This is a genomic window from Burkholderia sp. GW821-FHT14F03, from assembly GCF_058803765.1.
Window position 1 is genome coordinate 16930 of the sequence record NZ_JBXAPG010000022.1, and the last position, 20319, is coordinate 37248.

12 protein-coding genes are annotated in these 20319 nt (G+C 70.9%); 6 read left to right on the forward strand and 6 right to left on the reverse strand.

Annotated features, from left to right (window positions below; genetic code table 11):
• Nucleotides 1-24 precede the first annotated feature (24 nt).
• On the reverse strand, nucleotides 25-3555 hold the full coding sequence (gene dnaE / locus AC1RQF_RS16590) for a DNA polymerase III subunit alpha (protein WP_274004238.1): 3531 nt from the start codon (nucleotides 3553-3555) through the stop codon (nucleotides 25-27).
• Between the two features lie 253 nt (nucleotides 3556-3808).
• Here dnaE and AC1RQF_RS16595 point away from each other — a divergent pair, with 253 nt between their 5' ends.
• Both AC1RQF_RS16595 and gluQRS read left to right on the forward strand, forming a co-directional pair.
• Nucleotides 3809-4675, forward strand: coding sequence for a sulfurtransferase (locus tag AC1RQF_RS16595; RefSeq protein WP_273998467.1), 867 nt, complete (start codon nucleotides 3809-3811; stop codon nucleotides 4673-4675).
• Between the two features lie 13 nt (nucleotides 4676-4688).
• Nucleotides 4689-5579, forward strand: coding sequence for a tRNA glutamyl-Q(34) synthetase GluQRS (gene gluQRS / locus AC1RQF_RS16600; protein WP_273998468.1), 891 nt, complete (start codon nucleotides 4689-4691; stop codon nucleotides 5577-5579).
• A gap of 92 nt (nucleotides 5580-5671) precedes the next feature.
• Here the strand turns inward: gluQRS and AC1RQF_RS16605 are convergent, their stop codons facing one another.
• From AC1RQF_RS16605 to purT, 4 genes are all read right to left on the reverse strand, one after another.
• Nucleotides 5672-7150, reverse strand: a complete 1479-nt coding sequence (locus AC1RQF_RS16605; protein ID WP_492872498.1) for a DEAD/DEAH box helicase — start codon at nucleotides 7148-7150, stop codon at nucleotides 5672-5674.
• Nucleotides 7151-7401: 251 nt separating this feature from the next.
• On the reverse strand, nucleotides 7402-7788 hold the full coding sequence (locus tag AC1RQF_RS16610; RefSeq protein WP_273998471.1) for an MliC family protein: 387 nt from the start codon (nucleotides 7786-7788) through the stop codon (nucleotides 7402-7404).
• A gap of 51 nt (nucleotides 7789-7839) precedes the next feature.
• Nucleotides 7840-8001 carry a DUF6726 family protein gene (locus AC1RQF_RS16615; protein ID WP_337995327.1) on the reverse strand — a complete coding sequence of 54 codons (162 nt, stop codon included), beginning with the start codon at nucleotides 7999-8001 and terminating at the stop codon, nucleotides 7840-7842.
• Between the two features lie 45 nt (nucleotides 8002-8046).
• Nucleotides 8047-9261: a formate-dependent phosphoribosylglycinamide formyltransferase gene (purT, locus tag AC1RQF_RS16620; protein WP_492872499.1), complete on the reverse strand. Its 1215-nt coding sequence runs from the start codon at nucleotides 9259-9261 to the stop codon at nucleotides 8047-8049.
• A gap of 193 nt (nucleotides 9262-9454) precedes the next feature.
• Between purT and AC1RQF_RS16625 the strand changes: the two genes are divergently transcribed.
• Complete coding sequence (locus AC1RQF_RS16625; RefSeq protein WP_273998474.1) at nucleotides 9455-10000, forward strand: META domain-containing protein; 546 nt, start codon at nucleotides 9455-9457, stop codon at nucleotides 9998-10000.
• A 115-nt stretch (nucleotides 10001-10115) separates the two neighbouring features.
• A complete protein-coding gene (locus AC1RQF_RS16630; protein ID WP_492872500.1) occupies nucleotides 10116-15365 on the forward strand; it encodes an FtsK/SpoIIIE family DNA translocase in 5250 nt (1749 codons plus the stop codon).
• Nucleotides 15366-15429: 64 nt separating this feature from the next.
• Here AC1RQF_RS16630 and AC1RQF_RS16635 read toward each other — a convergent pair whose 3' ends face one another.
• Nucleotides 15430-16605 carry a lactonase family protein gene (locus AC1RQF_RS16635; protein WP_492872560.1) on the reverse strand — a complete coding sequence of 392 codons (1176 nt, stop codon included), beginning with the start codon at nucleotides 16603-16605 and terminating at the stop codon, nucleotides 15430-15432.
• Nucleotides 16606-16836: 231 nt separating this feature from the next.
• On the opposite strand from AC1RQF_RS16635, the gene AC1RQF_RS16640 reads away from it, so the two are divergent.
• Both AC1RQF_RS16640 and AC1RQF_RS16645 read left to right on the forward strand, forming a co-directional pair.
• Nucleotides 16837-18666, forward strand: a complete 1830-nt coding sequence (locus tag AC1RQF_RS16640; RefSeq protein WP_273998475.1) for a glycoside hydrolase family 15 protein — start codon at nucleotides 16837-16839, stop codon at nucleotides 18664-18666.
• Between the two features lie 232 nt (nucleotides 18667-18898).
• Nucleotides 18899-20299, forward strand: a complete 1401-nt coding sequence (locus AC1RQF_RS16645) for a polyhydroxyalkanoate depolymerase (protein WP_273998477.1) — start codon at nucleotides 18899-18901, stop codon at nucleotides 20297-20299.
• Nucleotides 20300-20319 lie beyond the last annotated feature (20 nt).

Sequence of the window (20319 nt, forward strand, 5' to 3'; positions counted from 1 at the left end):
CGCAGGGCGGCCGCGCCGGTCCGGTCAGTAGGCGATTTCGACGATGCTGCCGGCGAACGCCGCGCGCAATTCCGCGAGCAGCGTGTCGCTCGGCTTCACGCGCCACGCCTCGCCGAGCTGCATCTCGCCCTGCGCGCGCGCGTTGCGGTACGCGATCCGCACCTGGAGGCCGTTCGGCAGCGGCGGCGCCGCGCGACGGCCGCCGTCGCGGTCGCGTCCGCCGCGCGGCGCGGGCGCCTCGACGGGCGGCGCAGCGTCGGCCTTCGCCGCGTGCGCGTCGAGCACGCGGCGCAGCGCGTCCGCGTCGGCATTGCCGTTGACCGTCAGGCGCACGGCCTGCGCGTAGCGGCTGCGCGCGCGCTCGAGGTCCATCACCGCATCCGCGGTGAAGCGGATGCCGCCCGTGAACGCGTCGTTGCGCGCCTGGCCCTGCACGATCAGCAGTTCATCTTCCTTGAACAGCGTGCGGTTCGCGTCGAACTGCTCGTTGAAGATCGTGATCTCGCACTGGCCGGTGCCGTCGTCGAGCAGCGCGATCAGCATCTTGCCGCGCTGGGTCATCTGGGTGCGCAGCGACGCGATCACGCCGGCCACCAGCCGGTCGCGGCCTTCCTTCAGCTCGCCGAGCTTCTGGCGCGCGAAACGGCGCACCTCGTCGCGGTAGGAATCGAACAGGTGCCCCGACAGGTAGAAGCCGAGCGCGCCCTTCTCCTCCTGCAGCCGGCGCTTGTCGTCCCAGGCCGGTTCGTCGACCAGCTCGTGCTCGTGCGTCGATTCCCCGCCGATGTCGAACAGGCCCGCCTGCAGCGCGTTCGCGGCCGCCTGCTCGGCGGCTTCCATCGCGAGCGGCACCGACGCGAGCAGCCGCGCGCGATTCTCGTGCAGCGAATCGAACGCGCCCGCGCGGATCAGCGCCTCGACCGTGCGGCGGTTCACGATGCGCCGGTCGATCCGATCGCAGAAGTCGAACAGGTCGGTGAAGCGCTTTTCCTCGCGGGCGCGCAGGATCTCCTCGATCGCGTTCTGGCCGCTGCCCTTCACCGCGCCCAGGCCGTAGCGGATGGTGCGCGAACGCCTGCCGTCGGCCTCGGCGACCGGCTCGAAGCGATAGTGCGACTGGTTGATGTCGGGCGGCAGCACGGCGAGGTTGTTCACGGCGCAATCGTCGAACAGGATCTTCACCTTGTCGGTGTCGTCCATCGCGAGCGTCATGTTGGCCGCCATGAATTCGGCCGGATGGTGCGCCTTCAGCCACGCGGTGTAGTACGCGAGCAGCGCGTAGGCGGCCGCGTGCGACTTGTTGAAGCCGTAGCCCGCGAACTTCTCCATCAAGTCGAAGATCTCGTCGGACTTCTCGCGCGTGAGGCCGTTGGTCGCCGCGCCCTCCGCGAAGATCTCGCGGTGCTTGGCCATCTCCTCGGGCTTCTTCTTGCCCATCGCGCGGCGCAGCAAGTCGGCGCCGCCGAGCGAGTAGCCGCCGATGATCTGCGCCATCTGCATCACCTGCTCCTGATAGACCATGATGCCGTAGGTCTCTTTCAGGACGGGCTCGACGCGCGGATCCGGATAATCCACCTTCTCGCGGCCGTGCTTGCGCGCGCAGAAGCTCGGGATCAGGTCCATCGGGCCCGGGCGGTACAAGGACACGAGCGCGATGATGTCCTCGAAGCGGTCGGGCTGCGCATCCTTCAACATGCCCTGCATGCCGCGGCTTTCCAGCTGGAACACGGCGACCGTGTTGGCCTTCTTGAGGATCTGGAACGAGGTCGGATCGTCGAGCGGCACCTGCGCGAGCGACCAGTCGGCCTTCGACGGGTCGAGCCGGCGGATGTAGCGCTCGGCCCAGTCGAGGATGGTCAGCGTGGTCAGGCCCAGAAAGTCGAACTTCACGAGGCCGACCGCCTCGACGTCGTCCTTGTCGTACTGGCTCACCACGCCGCCTTCGTCGCCCTGCGTGTACAGCGGGCAGAAGTCGGTCAGCTTGCCGGGCGCGATCAGCACGCCGCCCGCGTGCATCCCGACGTTGCGGGTCAGCCCCTCGACGCGCTGCGCGAGGTCGAGCAGCTGGTGCACCTCGTCCTCGTTGTCGTAGCGCTCCTGGAGCAGCGGCTCCTCCTTCATCGCGTCCGCGATCGTCACGTGCTTGCCCGGCTTGAACGGGATCAGCTTCGCGACGCCGTCGGTGAACATGTAGCCGAGATCGAGCACGCGCCCGATGTCGCGCACCGCCGCCTTCGCGGCCATCGTGCCGAAGGTCGCGATCTGCGACACCGCGTCCGCGCCGTACTTCTCCTTCACGTACTGGATCACGCGATCGCGGCCGTGCTGGCAGAAGTCGATGTCGAAGTCGGGCATCGACACCCGCTCCGGATTCAGGAAGCGCTCGAACAGCAAGTTGTAGCGCAGCGGGTCGAGGTCGGTGATGCCGAGCGCGTAGGCGACCAGCGAACCCGCGCCCGAGCCCCGCCCCGGCCCGACCGGCACGCCGTTGTTCTTGGCCCAGTTGATGAAGTCCGCGACGATCAGGAAGTAGCCCGGAAAGCCCATCTTCGTGATCGTGCCGCACTCGAAGTCGAGGCGCTGGTAGTAGGTGTCGCGCTGGCGGTCGCGTTCCGCCGCGTCCGGGTACAGCTGCGCGAGGCGCTTTTCCAGGCCCTCCTTCGACAGCTGCACGAGGTAGTCGTCGAGCGACATGCCGTCGGGCGTCGGGAACAGCGGCAGCTTCGGCTTGCCGAGCTCGAGCGTCAGGTTGCAGCGCTTCGCGATCTCGACCGAGTTCGCGATCGCCGACGGCAGGTCGGCGAACAGCGCGAGCATTTCGTCCTGCGACATGAATCGCTGCGCGGTGGTGAAGCGCTTCTGGCGGCGCGGATTCGCGAGCATGTCGCCTTCCGAGATGCACACGCGCGCCTCGTGCGCGGTGAAATCGTCGTCGGACATGAACTGCAGCGGATGGGTGGCGACCACCGGCAGCTTCAGCTCGGCGGCGATCGTCGCGGCCTGCTGGATGTAGGCCTCGGCGCCCGGCTGCCCGTAGCGCTGCAGTTCGACGTAGAAGCCGCCCGGGAACACCTTCGACCAGCGCGCCGCGTGACGGCGGGCCGCCTCCTCGTTGCCCGCCGCGAGCGCGAGGCCGATGTCGCCCTGCTGGGCGCCCGACAGCGCGAGCAGGCCCTGCGACAGCTCGCCGTCGAGCCAGGCCGCGTCGAGCTCCGCGCGGCCGCGGTGCTGGTTCGTGAGCCACGCCTTCGACAGCAGCTCGCAGAGATTCAGGTAGCCGCGCTTGTCCTTGACGAGCAGCAAGAGGCGCGCGGGCTTGTCCCGATCATCGGGATTGGCGATCCAGACATCGCAGCCGGCGATCGGCTTGATGCCCTTGCCACGGGCTTCCGTGTAGAAACGGACGAGGCCGAATGCGTTGCCGAGGTCGGTGAGCGCGAGCGCGCCCTGGCCGTCCGCGGCGGCTGCCTTGACGATGTCGTCAATGCGCACGATGCCGTCGGCAATCGAGAATTCGGAGTGAACGCGGAGATGGACGAAGCGGGGATCTGACATGGGCGCTATTGTAGCCGCGTCGTCGCCGGGCCATGATCCGGCCCGGCCAAAAAAATCGCGGCCCGCGGGGCGGGCGGCCCGCGCGCCGCGGCAACCGGACGCGGCCGCCGCGCGCGGGCCGGGTACGCCGCGGCCCGCGTTTGCGGGATAATGGCGGTTTCCGTTTCCACCGATTCGGCCCCATCCGGCCCCGCTTCGCGCCCTGATTTCGCGAACGCGCCGGCGGCGGCCGTCGCTTCGTCGCCCGATCACCATGTCCACCGTCAATCTCGCCGCCTACCACTTCGTGTCGATCGACTCGATCGAAACCTGGCGGCCGCTCGTCCTCGCGCGCTGCCAGGCGCTCGACCTGCGCGGCACCATCCTGCTCGCCCCCGAAGGCATCAACCTGTTCATCGCCGGCTCGCGCGAGGCGACCGACGCCTTCGTCGACTACCTGCGCCACGATCCCCTGTTCGAGGGCAGGTTCCAGACCCTGCAGTTCAAGGAAAGCCTGTCCGACGCGCAGCCGTTCCGGCGCATGCTGGTGCGCCAGAAGCGCGAGATCATCACGATGAAGAAGCCGGCGATCAAGCCCGAGCTGGGCCGCGCGCCCGCCGTCGACGCCCGCACGCTGAAGGTCTGGCTCGACCGGGGCCACGACGACGCGGGCCGGCCGGTCGTGATGCTCGACACGCGCAACGCGTTCGAGGTCGACGTCGGCACCTTCGACCACGCGCTCGACTACCGGATCGACAAGTTCAGCGAATTCCCCGAGGTGATCGACGCGAACCGCGCGGACCTCGAAGGCAAGACCGTGGTGTCGTTCTGCACGGGCGGGATCCGCTGCGAGAAGGCGGCGATCCACATGAAGGAAATCGGCATCGACCACGTCTACCAGCTCGAAGGCGGCATCCTCAAGTACTTCGAGGAAGTCGGCGGCGCGCACTATCACGGCGACTGCTTCGTGTTCGACTACCGCACCGCGCTGAATCCGCAGCTGGCGCCCACCGCGGACGCCACCTGCTTCGCGTGCCGCGCGGTGGTGCCGGCCGCCGACCAGCAATCGCCGCTGTACGTGCATGGGGCATCCTGCCCCGCCTGCCACCCGGCTTCGCGCGCGAACGACGCGGCGGCCTGACGCGCCGGCGCGCATGAGCGGCTATCGCGGACGCTTCGCGCCCTCGCCGACCGGGCCGCTGCACTTCGGCTCGCTGGTCGGCGCGCTCGCGAGCTGGCTCGACGCGCGCGCGCACGACGGCGCGTGGCTCGTGCGGATCGAGGACATCGACGGTCCGCGCACGGTGCCCGGCGCCGCCGACGCGATCCTCGCGACACTCGCGCGCTTCGGGCTCGCCGCAGACGAACCGGTCGTCCGGCAAAGCACGCGCGGCGCGTCCTACACGGCCGCGCTCGAGCGGCTGCTCGCGGCCGGCCGCGCGTATCCGTGCGGCTGCACCCGCAAGGAAATCACCGATTCGCTGCGCAACGCGCACGCGCGCCACACCACCCTCGCCTATCCCGGCACCTGCCGCGACGGCCTGCACGGCCGGCCCGCGCGCGCCTGGCGGCTGCGGGTGCCCGACGGCGCCGCCGCGCGCGTCGGCTATGACGATCGTTGGCAAGGCCCGCAATCGCAGGATCTCGCGACCGAGGTCGGCGACTTCGTGCTGAAACGCGCGGACGGCCTGTGGGCCTACCAGCTCGCGGTCGTCGTCGACGACGGCGACGCGCGCATCACGCACGTGGTGCGCGGCGCCGACCTGCTCGACTCCACGCCGCGCCAGATCTACCTGCAGCAGTGCCTCGACCTGCCCGTGCCGGCCTACCTGCACGTGCCGGTGGTGGTCGACGCGCACGGCGACAAGCTCAGCAAGCAGACCGGCGCGGCGGCGCTCGACGACGGCCCGCCGCTGCCCGCGCTCGCGGCCGCGGCCGCGCACCTCGGCCTCGCGCCCTCGGTCGCGCCCGACGCCGCGCTCGACAGCTGGCTCGCCGCCGCGACGGCCGCCTGGGCCGCGCGCTTCGGCCCGGACGCACGCTGACGCCGCGCCTTCATCCCGCCCCGAAATGAACACGGCCCGGCCGGCTTGCGCCGGTCGGGCCGTGGCAGGGACGGTCGCGCGACCGTCGCCGCTCAGGACGACGAGGTCTTGCGCGGCATGCCGAAGCCGCCGAGCAGCGCCGCGAGGGGCTGCTTCGAGGCCTTCTTCTCAGGCTGCGATGCGTCCGGCTCGTCCGCCGGACGGCTGGCCGCCTGCGACGGCTCGTACGGCTTCAGGAAGAATTCGTCGACGGGCGCCTCGCGGCGCGCGTGGTACGAGCGCTCGCCGCCGGCGCGGCGCACGCCCGGGCCGCGATGCTCGTCGCGCTCGCGGCGGCCGCCGCGTTCGCTCCGCTCCCCACGCTCACCACGCTCGCTCCGCTCGTCGCGGCGATGCCGCGCGGGCGCCTCGATCGCGAGCGTTTCGAGCGGCAGCGTGCGCTTGATCAGCTTCTCGATGTCCGCGAGCTGCTTGCGTTCGTTGGGACTGCACAGCGACAGCGCGTCGCCCGACGCGCCCGCGCGGCCGGTACGGCCGATCCGGTGCACGTAGTCTTCCGCGTTGAACGGCAGGTCGAAGTTGATCACGGCCGGCAGCTCGGCGATGTCGAGGCCGCGCGCGGCGACGTCGGTCGCGACGAGCGCCTCGATCTCGCCGCGCTTGAACGCGTCGAGCGCCTGCATCCGCTCGCTCTGCGAACGGTCGCCGTGGATCGCGGTGGCCACCACGCCGTCGCGCTCGAGCAGGCGCGACAGGCGGCTCGCGCCGATCTTGCTGTTGCAGAACACGATCACCTGCTTGAGCGCGCGCTCGCGGATCAGCTTGACCACGGCCGCCTGCTTGTCGCCCTCGGCGACGTCGTAGACGATCTGCGTGACATTGGTCGCCGTCGCATTGCTGCGCGCGACTTCGATCGTCTGCGGATCGCGCAGGTAGGTCGACGCGAGCTTCTTGATTTCGGGCGAGAAGGTCGCCGAGAACAGCAGCGTCTGGCGTTCCTTCGGCAGCAGGTTCAGGATCCGCTGCAGGTCGGGCAGGAAGCCCATGTCGAGCATGCGGTCGGCTTCGTCGAGCACGAGGATCTGGACCTGGCCGAGATTCGCGGTTTTCTGCTGCACGTGGTCGAGCAGCCGCCCCGGGGTCGCGATCAGGATCTCGACGCCGCGCCGCAGCTCGGCCATCTGCGGGTTCATGTCGACACCGCCGAACACCACCGCGCTGCGCAGCGGCGTGTGCTTGCCGTAGGCATGCACGTTCGCGGCGACCTGATCGGCCAGCTCGCGGGTCGGCGTGAGGATCAGCGCGCGCACCGGGTGGCGCGCGGGCGATGCGCTGGTGTTGGCCTGCGGCAACAGCCGCTGGAGGATCGGCAGCGAGAAGCTCGCGGTCTTGCCGGTGCCGGTTTGCGCGGCGCCCATCACGTCGCGGCCGGACAGCACGACCGGAATCGCCTTGGCCTGGATCGGCGTCGGCGTCGTATAGCCCTGCTCCACGATGGCTTTCAGGATATCGGCGGCAAGACCGAACTGGTCGAAAGTCGCGTCGACAGGCTTGGCAACAGAATCGGACATGGTGGCGTTTCGCTCAAAAGGCGCGGCGGGACATCAAGCGCGCGGCAGCACCGGACGTCGGGCTGCCTGCGACACAAACATCGGAATAAAGACGGAGCCGCGGCGCGCCGCGCGGCGCCGCCGGGCGCCACGACCCCGTGGGCCGCGCGCGAAGCTCGGTCCGGCGGACGTGCCGGCAGAAAGGGCAGCATTGTAGCATTGCCTCGTACCGGGCCGATGACAGCCCGGTGAAGCATGCGCCGGGCGGCGTGTCAGCCGCGCCTGCGCTTCTTCTGGATCTCGCTGCAATCGGCGAGCAGCGGGCGCGCCTGATCGCCCGCGATGTCATCGTACAGGTTCGCATCGCGCCCCTTGGTCCACCAGGTGTAGCGGCCCGCCTGGTACTTCGCGCCGGACGCCGACACCGTGTCGACGAACAGCAGCCGCTGCCCGTTCACCGGCACGAGCGCGAAGCCCTGGCCGTTGCCCGCGTGCCAGTACGAAACGCGCACCGGCTGCTTCTGGTCCGCGCACTGGTACGCGACGGTCTGGCGCGCGTCCGCGTCGATTTCCTCGACGGTCAGTTGCGCGGCGCGCGCGGCGCCCGCCGCGAAAAGGCCGGCGGCCAACGCCAGCGCGAGGGAGGCTTGCAGGTTCATGCGGGTCCTCGTCACATCGTCACAAACAATCGGCGGCCGATCCGCCTGAATTCAGGGGTCGATCACGGTCGCGCAGGCATCGGTCGGCGCAGCCGCCACGTGCCCGATGACCGGCACGATCTTGAGCCCGGCCGAGGCGACCCGGCACGGCGCGGCGGCCAGCCCGCACCCCGTCGCCGCGCTGCTCAGCGCGGCGATCAACAGCCATTTCATGAGCCTTGCCATTCACCACTCCTCTTGGCGCCGCATCGCGACGCGTCAGTCCGCGGCCACCGGCCGCACCGCGGCGGCGGCCTGCGCGGCGCGCGCGCGGGCCTCGTCGACGGTCGCGCCGGTCGCGAGCGCGACACCCATGCGCCGCTTCGCGAAGCTCTCGGGCTTGCCGAACAGGCGCAGGTCCGAGCCCGGCACCGCGAGCGCGTCGCGCACGCCCTCGAACGCGATGCCCGCGGCATCGAGGCCGCCGTAGATGACCGCCGACGCGGCGGGCGTCGACAAGGCCGGATCGACCGGCAGCCCGAGGATCGCGCGCGCATGCAGCTCGAATTCCGACTGCCGCTGCGACGCGAGCGTGACGAGCCCGGTGTCGTGCGGGCGCGGGCTGACTTCCGAGAACCACACCTCGTCGCCGCGCACGAACAGCTCGACACCGAACAGCCCGCGGCCGCCGAGCGCCATGGTGACCTGATGCGCGATCTCGCGCGCGCGCTCGAGCGCCGCCGCGCTCATCGGCTGCGGCTGCCACGATTCGACGTAGTCGCCGGCCACTTGCAGGTGGCCGACCGGCTCGCAGAAATAGGTGCGCGTCTCGCCGCTGGCCGGATCGAGCGCGCGCACGGTGAGCTGGGTGATCTCGTAGTCGAAACGCACGAAGCCCTCGACGATCACCTTGCCGTGATTCACGCGGCCGCCCGCGAGCGCATGCTGCCACGCGGCCTCGACGTCGGCCTCGCCCTTCACGACCGACTGGCCCTTGCCCGACGACGACATCACCGGCTTCACGACGCAGGGATAGCCGATCCGCGCGACCGCCGCGCGGAATTCGTCGAACGATTGCGCGAACGCATACGGCGAGGTGGCGAGCCCGAGCGTCTCGGCGGCCAGCCGGCGGATGCCTTCGCGGTTCATCGTGAGCTGGGTCGCGCGCGCGGTCGGAATCACCTCCGCGACGCCGTCGGCCTCGAGCGCGGCGAGCGCGTCGGTCGCGATCGCCTCGATCTCCGGGACGATCAGGTGCGGCCGCTCCGCTTCGACGAGCGCGCGCAGCGCCGCCGGGTCCGTCATGTCGATCACGTGCGCGCGATGCGCGACCTGGTGGCCCGGCGCGTTCGGATAGCGGTCGACGGCGATCACTTCGACGCCGAGCCGCTGCAACGCGATGATGACTTCCTTGCCCAGTTCGCCCGCGCCGAGCAGCATGACGCGCGTGGCGGACGGAGAAAGCGGCGTACCGAGCCGCTGGCCGATCTGCATGAGAATTCCCGCTGGATGGTGGATGGCGAAAGCGAGTCGCGATGTTAACACGCGGCCCCCCTGCGCCGAATCGCGTTTTTGCCGCGCGCGGCGGGCCGCGAACGATTCCGCGCGGCAATGGTCCGCTCGCCTCCGACAAGCCGAGTGCGTTACCCTTACGGCTTCGCCAGCCCCATGAAAGAGGAACGAGGCCATGTTCGATTTTCCCGCGGCCGCGCGCGCCTGCCTTCGCGTCGCCCGTCCGCTGCGCGCGCCGCTCGGCGCGCTGACCGTCGCCACGCTTCTCGCCGCCTGCGCCATGCCCACCCACCCCGATTCCGGCGCGCCCGCGCCCGATCCGTTCAACCCGGCCGCGGTCCAGCTGCTTGACGATACGCGCTGGGAGCTGGTCGCCTGGCAGAACGCGGACGGCTCGTCGCGCCAGATTCCGCACGGCGACAACGGCGAGCCGATCAAGCTCGCGCTGTCGACCGAGACCGGCGTGCGGCGCGTCTCGGGCTTTTCGGGCTGCAACCGCTACGTGGGCACCTACGACGTGAAGAACGGCGTGCTCGGCTTCAGCCCGCTCGCCGGCACCCGGATGGCCTGCGCCGGCTCGCTCGGCGGCAAGCTCGAGCGCGACTATCTCGACGCGCTCGCCCATCTCGCGAAAACCGGCGTACAGATGCGCGAGCCGCAGGAGCTGCTGCTCGTCACCGACGACGGCACGACGCTGCGCTTCGCGCGGCGCGGCAAGTAAGTGATCGCGTGGCGCGCCGCGCCGCGCGTCGGCCCGCCTGCCGACACGGCGTCGCGGGCCGGTTAAACTCGACGGGTCGCGCTCGGCGCCCCTCGTCCTCTTTGTGTTTCCAAGCATGCATACGGTAGTTCTAGGCTGGTTCGGCTTCTCGGCCGTCTGGTTCATCCCTCTTTTCTGGCGTCTCGTCAAATCCATGCTGCCGGGCGGCGGCGGTCTGGCGGGCTCCGGTTCGATCCGGCTGTGGCTGGGTTTCTTCGCGGTGATGATCGCGAGTTGCACGCTCGGCACCGCGCTGCCGGGCGGCGACGCCGCCAGCAACGCGCTCGGCCAGCTGCTCGCGGGCGGCTTCGAGCGCGTGCTCGGCCACGTCGGCACGCCGCTCGCGATGGTCGTGCTGCTGTTCCTCGGCCTGCCCTGGCTGCTCGGGATCGGCTGGCGACAGCTGAATACCTGGCTCGACGCATCGTTCGGCGTCAGCCTGCCGCAGCGCGGCGACGACGAACCGCGCGGCGTGGCCGACCTGCCGCGCGCCTCGCTGCATCGCGACGACGACCGGCGCGTGCGCCGCGCGGGCGACGTGCAGCCGACGAGCGCGCATACCGTGAATTCGATGGCGCCGAAACAGAATGGCCGCTACGCGCGGCCGACCCTGTGGCGTCCCACGCAGGCGTCGCGCGACGAACGGCGCGGCCGCCAGGGCGCCGGCGCGCCGCCCGTGCAGGCAAAACGCAACGAGCCGGTGGCGCCGGCCGGCTGGCTGAAGCCGGGTGTGTCGACGCGGGCGGCGACGCCGGTCGGTCCGGCGCGCGCGTCGACGGCGGGCGGGCCGGCGGCGGGCATCTCGACTTCGGGTGCACCGGCGGCCGGCGCGGTGACGCCGCGCGGCCCGGCCGTCACGCCGGCGCGGCCGGCCATGCGGCCCGCGACCCCGCTCGCGCCGGCTGTCGGCGAACGCGCGCGCCCTGCGACGGACGTCGCGCCGGTTCGGCGCGCGCCGCCCGCAGCCCCCGCGGCACCGGTGTCGAACGCCGGCGCCGCGACCCTGCAGCAGCGCCCGCTGCAACCGGCCGCGCTGCGTTCGGTCGCCGCCGCGAATCCGCCGATCCGCAAGGCCGCCGCCGCGCAGCCGGTGCTCCCGATGCGCACGCCCCCACCCGTCACGGCAGCCGCGTCCGATGCGGCGCGCAAGCGCCCCGCGCTCACGCCGGCGCGCGCGCCGCTCTACGCGTGGGCGGAAAAGCCCGCGCAGAAGATTGCGCCGGCGCCGAGCGTGCACGAAACGCTGCGCTCGATCGAGGCAAGCACCGCGCAATGGGCCGCGCTCGCGGGCGCGGCCGGCGCAGCGTCGGGCGCGGCGGGCGGCCTCGCGGCCACGACAGCGGCCGCTCCGGCGACGGCAATCGCCACGGGCCCGCACGCGGCAGGCGCGGTAAGCCTCGATCCGTTCGAGCACGGCGCGACGGGCTCGGGTGAAGCGCTTGCGTCCGCTACCGATGCACATGCCGATGCGCAGACGATCGACCACGCCGCCGGAGACGCAGCCGCCGCGAGCCTGGAGGCTGGCGCGGCGAACGTCGCATCCGGCTGGCTCCACGCAGATGCAGCGGCCGGCACGGCCGAGGCCGGGTCGGCGACGGATGGCGGCCACGCCGCAACCGTCGGCGCCGTCGACGGCACGACCCATTCCCTCATCGGCACGACCGATGATCATGCGTCGACAAGCGTCGACTCCGCCGCACCGGATCTCGCTCCCGATACGGTCGAGGCCGGCCCCGGCGCGACCGATCTGCCCGATGCATCCGAGGTCATCGACCTCTCGTTCGTGTTCGATCAACCGGCGCCCGGGGTTTCGCCCCTGGTCAATGCCGACGCCGTTCGGGCCACGCCGCCGTCAAACGACGTGTCGGGCATCTCCCACGGACAGGAACGCGGGACGCCGATCGACGCAGACGGCCACGCTCCGGCAGCGCCCGTGACGACCGGCAGCGACGAAGGCCGGGTCGGGACGACCGGCCACGCCGACGCCCACGCGCCACACCACGCAGCGCCCGCCGATGCTGTGAAGACCGACGCGGAGACCGCCGATGCCACGCCAGCCGTCCGGGCGATCCAGTCGCCGCTCGCCTCGCGGGAGGCGTCTCGCGCGAGCGATGCGCTGACGCACGCGGACCAGATCGAGCCCGTTTCGGCCCCGGCCCCGCTCGCTCCCTGGGAAGACGAGCCCAATGGGAATGCGCCCCTCAAGTCCGATCAGACGCTCAGCACCTCGACCCCGAGCCGGAGCGAAACGCGGCCATCGTCCTCGGTGACGGGACAGGCTGCTGCGCCGACGGGGCGCATGGACAGCGTCAGAGCCACCGGTTCGGTCGCGCCCCCGCCCGCCGCGCAGGCCGCGCCGTCGCCGGACGCGAACCCCGCGCCTCGGTACCTCGCCAGCGGCGCGCCTGACGCGAAGCCGGTGAGCGCTTCCGCGACCGCCGGGCCCGCGATGACTGCGTTCGGTGTCGCCGCGGCCCTGCCCGCCGCCGCGCTCCACGCAAGCGGCGCCGTGCCGACAGCGCAACCCGGCGCTTCGCCCGCACCGGCCGCGGGCTCCGTGGCCGCGCAGCCTGCGCCCGCCGCCTCCGGCGCGCCGAGGTTTGCAAGCGACAGCACGCGGCAACCCGACCCGGCAACGCAATCGGCGTCGAGCACGCCTTCGGTCAGCGGTTCATCGTCTTTCGCCGCGGCCTCCGCCACGGCGGCAGCCGATGCTCGTCCGCCGGCGCACGCACCACTGACTTCGTCCGCCCCGCTCCGCGCCGACGCAGCGCTGCCTGTCGCATCGGCATCGCCTGCCGCGCACGCGGCCACGCAAGCGACTGCTCACATCGCGCCGCCTGTTGCATCGCCTGTTGCATCGCCTGTTGCATCGCCTGTTGCATCGCCTGTTGCATCGCCTGTTGCATCGCCTGTTGCATCGCCCGCCGCAGCCGCGCCGGCTACCCGCATGCCAGTTACCTCGACATATGCGGGAACCGGCGCAGAGCCCGCCGCGATCGGTGTCGCGGCGGCCCTGGGATCGTCGTCGAATCCTGTTGCGCACGGCATGGCGGGCACGCACGCGCCAGCAACGTCGCCGACCGGTGCGCCGTTCCCTTCGCCGTCGGGAGCCGCGACAGCGTCCACGCCCGCCGCATCCCCGGCCACGCCCCTCGCGCCTGCGCCTGGCCTCGCCGCGTCGCCTGCCGCAACCAGCGCCGCCTCGGCATCCGCGCCGGCCCATCAACCGACGCCTGCGTCCGTCACGGCGCCCGCGAGCGGCTCCGGCCTGCCGTCGTACGCCGCGCCGAACCCGTCGGCAGCGGGCTACGTGACACCCCCGCCGGCGGGCGCAGCCGGCGCCCCAGCGCCGGCTGCTGTCGCTCAGACGGTGATCGCACCTGCCGCAACCGCGCCTTCCGGCCACCTCAGCCTGCCGGTGCATACGCCGTTGGGCGCACCGCCGGCCACGACGGCGGGCGCATCGTACGCCGCGGCCTCGCTCTCGAACGCGCCCGGCATGGCCGCGCCCGCCCCGCATCAGGCAGGCGCGCCGACACCGACCGCGTCGGCCCCCCCCGGACTGCCGGCCCAAGCCGCACCGACCGCCCAGCCGGCGATCGCGGGCACGCCACCCGCGGCGGCCCCGTTCGCGGGCGCGCTCGCTGCAATCGCACCCGCCCCTTATCTGGCGACCGCGACCGCCAACGCCCACAGCACCCCAATCCAGGCGCCCCCGCCGGCCCCGTTCGCGCCGGCCGCGGCCGCCCCGCTCCCGGACGCCGCCGCGCCCCCCGCCGCCGACGCCCCGCCCGCGCGCCCGCCGGGCCCGAACGCGTTCGAATTCCGCGCGCCCGCCGCCTCGCTGGTCGAACTGCCGACGATCGACCTGCTCGAACCCGCCTCCGACGACGTCGAGACGATTTCCGAGGAAGCCCTCGCGCAGACCGGCCAGGTGATCGAGCAGCGACTGCAGGAATTCAAGGTGCCGGTGACGGTGGTCGGCGCGTCGGCCGGCCCCGTGATCACGCGCTTCGAGATCGAGCCCGCGCTCGGCGTGCGCGGCAGCCAGATCGTCGGCCTGATGAAGGACCTGTCGCGCGGTCTCGGCCTCACCTCGATCCGCGTGGTCGAGACCATCCCCGGCAAGACCTGCATGGGCCTCGAACTGCCGAACGCCAAGCGCCAGACGATCCGCCTGTCGGAAATCCTCGCATCGCGCCAGTACGAGCACTCGGCGTCGCAGCTCACGCTCGCGATGGGCAAGGACATCGTCGGCAACCCGGTCGTCACCGACCTCGCCAAGGCCCCGCACATGCTGGTGGCCGGCACCACCGGCTCGGGCAAGTCGGTCGCGATCAACGCGATGATCGTGTCGCTGCTCTACAAGGCGACGCCCGAGGACGTGCGGCTCATCATGATCGACCCGAAGATGCTCGAACTGTCGGTCTACGAAGGCATTCCGCATCTGCTCGCGCCGGTCGTCACCGACATGAAGCTCGCCGCGAACGCGCTCAACTGGTGCGTCGGCGAGATGGAGAAGCGCTATCGGCTGATGTCGGCCGTCGGCGTGCGCAATCTCGCGGGTTTCAACCAGAAGATCCGCGACGCCGAGGCCAAGGAAAAGAAGATCGGCAACCCGTTCTCGCTGACGCCCGACGCGCCCGAGCCCCTGTCGACGCTGCCCCTGATCGTGGTCGTGATCGACGAGCTGGCCGACCTGATGATGGTCGCCGGCAAGAAGATCGAGGAGCTGATCGCCCGCCTCGCGCAGAAGGCGCGCGCGGCCGGCATCCACCTGATCCTCGCCACCCAGCGCCCGTCGGTCGACGTGATCACGGGCCTCATCAAGGCGAACATCCCGACGCGGGTCGCGTTCCAGGTCTCGTCGAAGATCGACTCGCGCACGATTCTCGATCAGATGGGCGCCGAGTCGCTGCTCGGCCAGGGCGACATGCTGTTCCTGCCGCCCGGCACCGGCTACCCGCAGCGCGTGCACGGCGCGTTCGTCGCCGACGAGGAAGTGCACCGGATCGTCGAGTACCTGAAGCAGTTCGGCGAGCCGCAGTACGAGGAAGGCATCCTCGACGGCCCGGCCTCCGAGGGCGCCGCCCAGGACCTGTTCGGCGAGGCCCCGGACGCGGAGGCCGACCCGCTCTACGACGAAGCCGTCGCGTTCGTGGTGCGCACGCGACGCGCCTCGATCTCGTCGGTGCAGCGCCAGCTGCGCATCGGCTACAACCGCGCGGCCCGCCTCGTCGAGCAGATGGAGGCGGCCGGCCTGGTGTCGCCGATGGGCATCAACGGCAGCCGCGAGGTGCTCGCGCCGCCGCTGCCGGACTGACCCCCGCCCGGCCCCAAAGAAAAAGCGACGCCTCGGCGTCGCTTTTTTTATCGCCGGCCCGGTTTTACGACGCCGGCACCAGCGTGAAGTCGACCGGCTTGCCGACCGCGAGGCGGCGCGCATCGGGGTCGAGCCGCCCGGTCGCCGGGTCGCGCCGGAACACGAACACGCTGTCGCTGTCCTGGTTGCCGACGATCAGCCACTTGCCGGTCGGATCGATCGCGAACTCGCGCGGGGTCTTGCCGAGGCTCGACTGGCGGCCGACCAGCTTGAGCCGGCCGTTGGCCGCGTCGACCGCGTAGGTCACGATCTCGTTCGCGTCGCCGCGATTGCTCGCGTACAGGAAGCGGCCGTCAGGCGACAGATGCACCGCCGAGCCGCCGACCCGGCCCTTGAAGCCGGGCTCGCTCATGCGCACCGTCTCGAGCCGTTCGAGCCGGCCGTCGTGATACGCATAGACGTCGACCGTCGCGTCCAGCTCGCTGGTCACGTAGGCATAGCGGCCGTTCGCCGCGAACACCATGTGGCGCGGGCCGGAGCCGGGCCGCCCGAGCGTGTAGCGGCCGTCGGTCGGGCCGAGCAGCCCGCGGCTGCCGTCCGGCGCGTAGCGGTAGCCGAAGATCTTGTCCGCGCCGAGGTCCTGCACGAACAGGTAGCGGCCGTCGGGCGAGAACACCGTCGAATGCACGTGCGCGCCGTCCTGGCGGCCCTTCACCGGCCCCGTGCCCTCGTGGTGCACGTTCAGCACCGCGCTGCCGACCGAACCGTTGCCGTCGAGCGGAAACACCGAGAAGCTGCCGCCCGGATCCGACGCCACCGAATAATTCGCAGTCACGAGATACCTGCCATCCGGCGACAGGCTCAGGTAGCACGGATCGTTCCCTTCCGACGACACCCGGTTCACGAACGTGAGCACACCCGTCCTCGCGTCGAAGTCGAACGCGCTGATGCCGCCGCGCTGGTTCGCGGGACCGTTGTCGCCGGGCAGCTCGTTGACCGCGTACACGTGGCGGCCGTCGCGGCTCGCGATCAGGAACGACGGGTTCACGGTCTTCGCGGACGACACCGGCGTCACGTCGCCCGTGCGGGTATCGAAGCGATACACGTAGATGCCGTCGCTGCCGCCGTCGGTGTAGGTGCCGACGAGGAGGTTGTAGAGGCCGTCGACGGGCGCGGCGCCGGCGTCCTGCGCGAACGCGGGCGCGGCGGACAGGGACAGCGCGAGCGCGAAACCTTTCATCCAGTGCGAGAAATTGAACGGGAAAACGCGCATGAGCGGCGCGCGGGAACAGTCGGACATGGAACCTCCTTGCATCGAACTGTCTCTAGTGTTGTGATGTGACGACGCGCGGGCCGCTCCGGGGCCGTCCGCGGCGCGCCGTCCGAGTATAGGGGCTCGCGCCGGCACACGTACAGTCGTCCGCCTGCCTGCCCAGATCGTGAACGACCAGAACAGGGAGATTCGCCGCCCATGCCCGCCCTCATCGAAGATTACGCGCTCGTCGGCGACGGCCACACCGCCGCGCTGATCGCCCGAGACGGTTCCGTCGACTGGCTCTGCTGGCCCCGTTTCGATTCCGGCGCCTGCTTCGCCGCGCTGGTCGGCACGCCCGAGCACGGCCGCTGGCGGCTCGCGCCCGCCGACGACGCGCAGGTCACCGCCAGCACGCGCCGCTATCGCGGCGACACGCTGATCCTCGAAACCGACTACGAAAGCGCCGACGGCGCGGTCACCGTGATCGACTTCATGCCGCCCGGCAACGGCTGGTCGGAACTGGTGCGGATCGTGGTCGGCCGGCACGGCGCGCTGAAGATGCACATGGAACTGGTGCTGCGCTTCGACTACGGGTTCTCGATCCCGTGGGTCACGCAGCTGTCGCGCGAGGCCGGCATGAAGGCGATCGCGGGGCCCGACACCGTGGTGCTGCGCACGCCGGTGCCGCTCACGGGCGAGAACCTGCGCACCGTCGCCGATTTCACCGTGTACGCGGGCGAGCGCGTGCCGTTCTCGCTGGCTTACGCGCCGTCGCACCTGCGGCTGCCGCCCGCGCGCGAACCGCTGTCGATGCTCGCGCGCACCGAGAACTACTGGCTCGAATGGTCGGGGCGCTGCGAGGTGCAGGGCCGCTACGCGGCCGCCGTGCGGCGCTCGCTGATCACGCTGAAGGCGCTCGCCTACGAGCCGACGGGCGGCATCGTCGCCGCGCCCACCACCTCGCTGCCCGAGCAGCTCGGCGGCTCGCGCAACTGGGACTACCGCTACTGCTGGCTGCGCGACGCGACGATCACGCTGCTCGCGCTGATGCGCGGCGGCTATTTCGACGAGGCGCGCGCGTGGCGCGCCTGGCTCGGCCGCGTGATGGCGGGCTCGCCGGAACAGATCCAGATCATGTACGGGATCGCCGGCGAACGGCGCCTGCCGGAGCTCGAACTCGGCTGGCTGCCCGGCTACCAGGATTCGAAACCGGTGCGGATCGGCAACAATGCCGCCAACCAGCTGCAACTCGACGTGTTCGGCGAGGTCATGGCGGCGCTGCATCTCGCGCGCGTCGGCGGCCTGCAGGCGGACGACACCGTCTGGTCGGTGCAATGCGCGCTGCTCGAGCACCTCGAACAGATCTGGCGCGAGCCCGACGAGGGCATCTGGGAAACGCGCGGCGGCCGCCGTCATTTCACGTTCTCGAAAGTGATGGCCTGGGTCGCGTTCGACCGCGCGATCAAGTCGGCGGAAATGTTCCGGCTGCCCGCGCCGCTCGATCACTGGCGCGCGCTGCGCGACGCGATCCATGCCGACGTCTGCGAACACGCATGGGACGCCGCGCAGCAAGCCTTCACGCAGAGCTACGGCAGCCCCGAGCTGGACGCGAGCGTGCTGATGCTGCCGCTCGTCGGCTTCCTGCCGCCGACCGATCCGCGCGTCACCGGCACGGTCGCCGCGATCGAAAACGGCCTGATGCACGACGGCCTCGTGCTGCGCTATCACACGTCCGAATACGACGACGGCCTGCCGCCCGGCGAAGGCACCTTCCTCGCGTGCAGCTTCTGGCTCGTCGACAACCTCGCGCTGCTCGGCCGGATCGACGACGCGCACCGGCTGTTCAGCCGCCTGCTGTCCCTGTCGAACGACCTCGGGCTGCTCGCCGAGGAATACGACCCGGTCGCCCGGCGGCTGGTCGGGAATTTCCCGCAGGCGTTCTCGCACGTCGCGCTCGTCCATACCGCGCTGAACCTGATGCATCACGAGGACGAAATGGCGCGCGCGGCCGGCCAGCCCGCCCCGATCGAGGCCGCGGGCCGCTGAGCGCGGCGGCGCACCAAGCCGTTTTTCGCAACACGTTAGCCACATGTTGACGACAAATGTAAGACAAGTTCAGATCCAGGCCCCACGCGGGTATATCCGGGTGATGCTGCATTGCGGCAAGATACAGAGTTCGATATGATCAGAATCGACTGATCGTCCGTTCGTATCTGACCGGCTCGATTGCTGATCCACACGGCAAGCGTTCGCGCACCGTCTCCCCCCGGGAGCCTGCATGCTCTACCAACTGCATGAATTCCAGCGGGCCATGTTGAGCCCGCTCACCGCCTGGGCCCAGGCCGCCTCCAAGTCATTCGCCAATCCGTTGAGCCCGCTGTCGCTGGTGCCCGGCGCGACGCGGCTGTCGGCGGCATACGAGCTGATGTACCGGCTCGGCAAGGACTACGAGAAGCCGGAATTCGGGCTCCACCAGATCGTCAAGGACGGGCACAACATCCCGATCGTCGAGCAGACGATCCTGGAGAAGCCGTTTTGCCGGCTGCTGCGTTTCAAGCGCTTCGCCGACGACAGCGAGGCGGTCGAGCAGTTGAAGGACGAGCCGGTGGTGCTCGTGTGCGCGCCGCTGTCCGGCCACCACGCCACCCTGCTGCGCGACACCGTGCGCACGCTGCTGCAGGACCACAAGGTCTACATCACCGACTGGATCGACGCGCGCATGGTGCCGGTCGAGACCGGCCCGTTCCACCTGGACGACTACGTCGACTACATCCAGGACTTCATCCGCCACATCGGCGCGCGCAACCTGCACGTGATCTCGGTATGCCAGCCCACGGTGCCGGTGCTCGCGGCGATCTCGCTGCTGGCGAGCCGCGGCGAGGACACCCCGCTCACGATGACGATGATGGGCGGCCCGATCGACGCGCGCAAGAGCCCGACCTCGGTGAACTCGCTCGCGACCAACCGCTCGCACTCGTGGTTCGAGAACAACGTGATCCACACGGTGCCCGCGAACTACCCGGGCGAAGGCCGCAAGGTGTATCCGGGCTTCCTGCAGCACACGGGCTTCGTCGCGATGAATCCGGAGCGCCACGCGCAATCGCACTGGGATTTCTATCAGAGCCTGCTGCGCGGCGACGAGGACGACGCCGACGCGCACCGCCGCTTCTACGACGAGTACAACGCCGTGCTCGACATGGCGGCCGAATACTATCTGGACACGATCCGCGTGGTGTTCCAGGAGTTCCGGCTGGCCGAGGGCACCTGGGACGTGAACGGCGAGCGCGTGAACCCGCAGGACATCCGCGACACCGCGCTGATGACGATCGAGGGCGAACTCGACGACATCTCGGGCAGCGGCCAGACCCACGTCGCGCACGAGCTGTGCACGGGCATTCCGGAGGCGCACCGGCGCAGCCTGACCGCCGAGAAATGCGGACACTACGGGATTTTCTCCGGGCGCCGCTGGCGCACCATCATCTATCCGCAGCTGCGCGAATTCATCCGCGAACATGCGCCGGAACCGACGGACGCCACCCGTCCGTCGCCGGCCGCACGCGCCGCCGCCGCCGAGGCAGGGCGCGCAGCCGCGAAAGCGGCCGGCTCCTCCCGGCTGCCCGCCGCGAAACGCGCGGCCGCCGGCACGAAGGCGGCGCGCCCCCGCAAGGCCGCCGCCTGAGCGGCGCGCGCTGAGCCGCC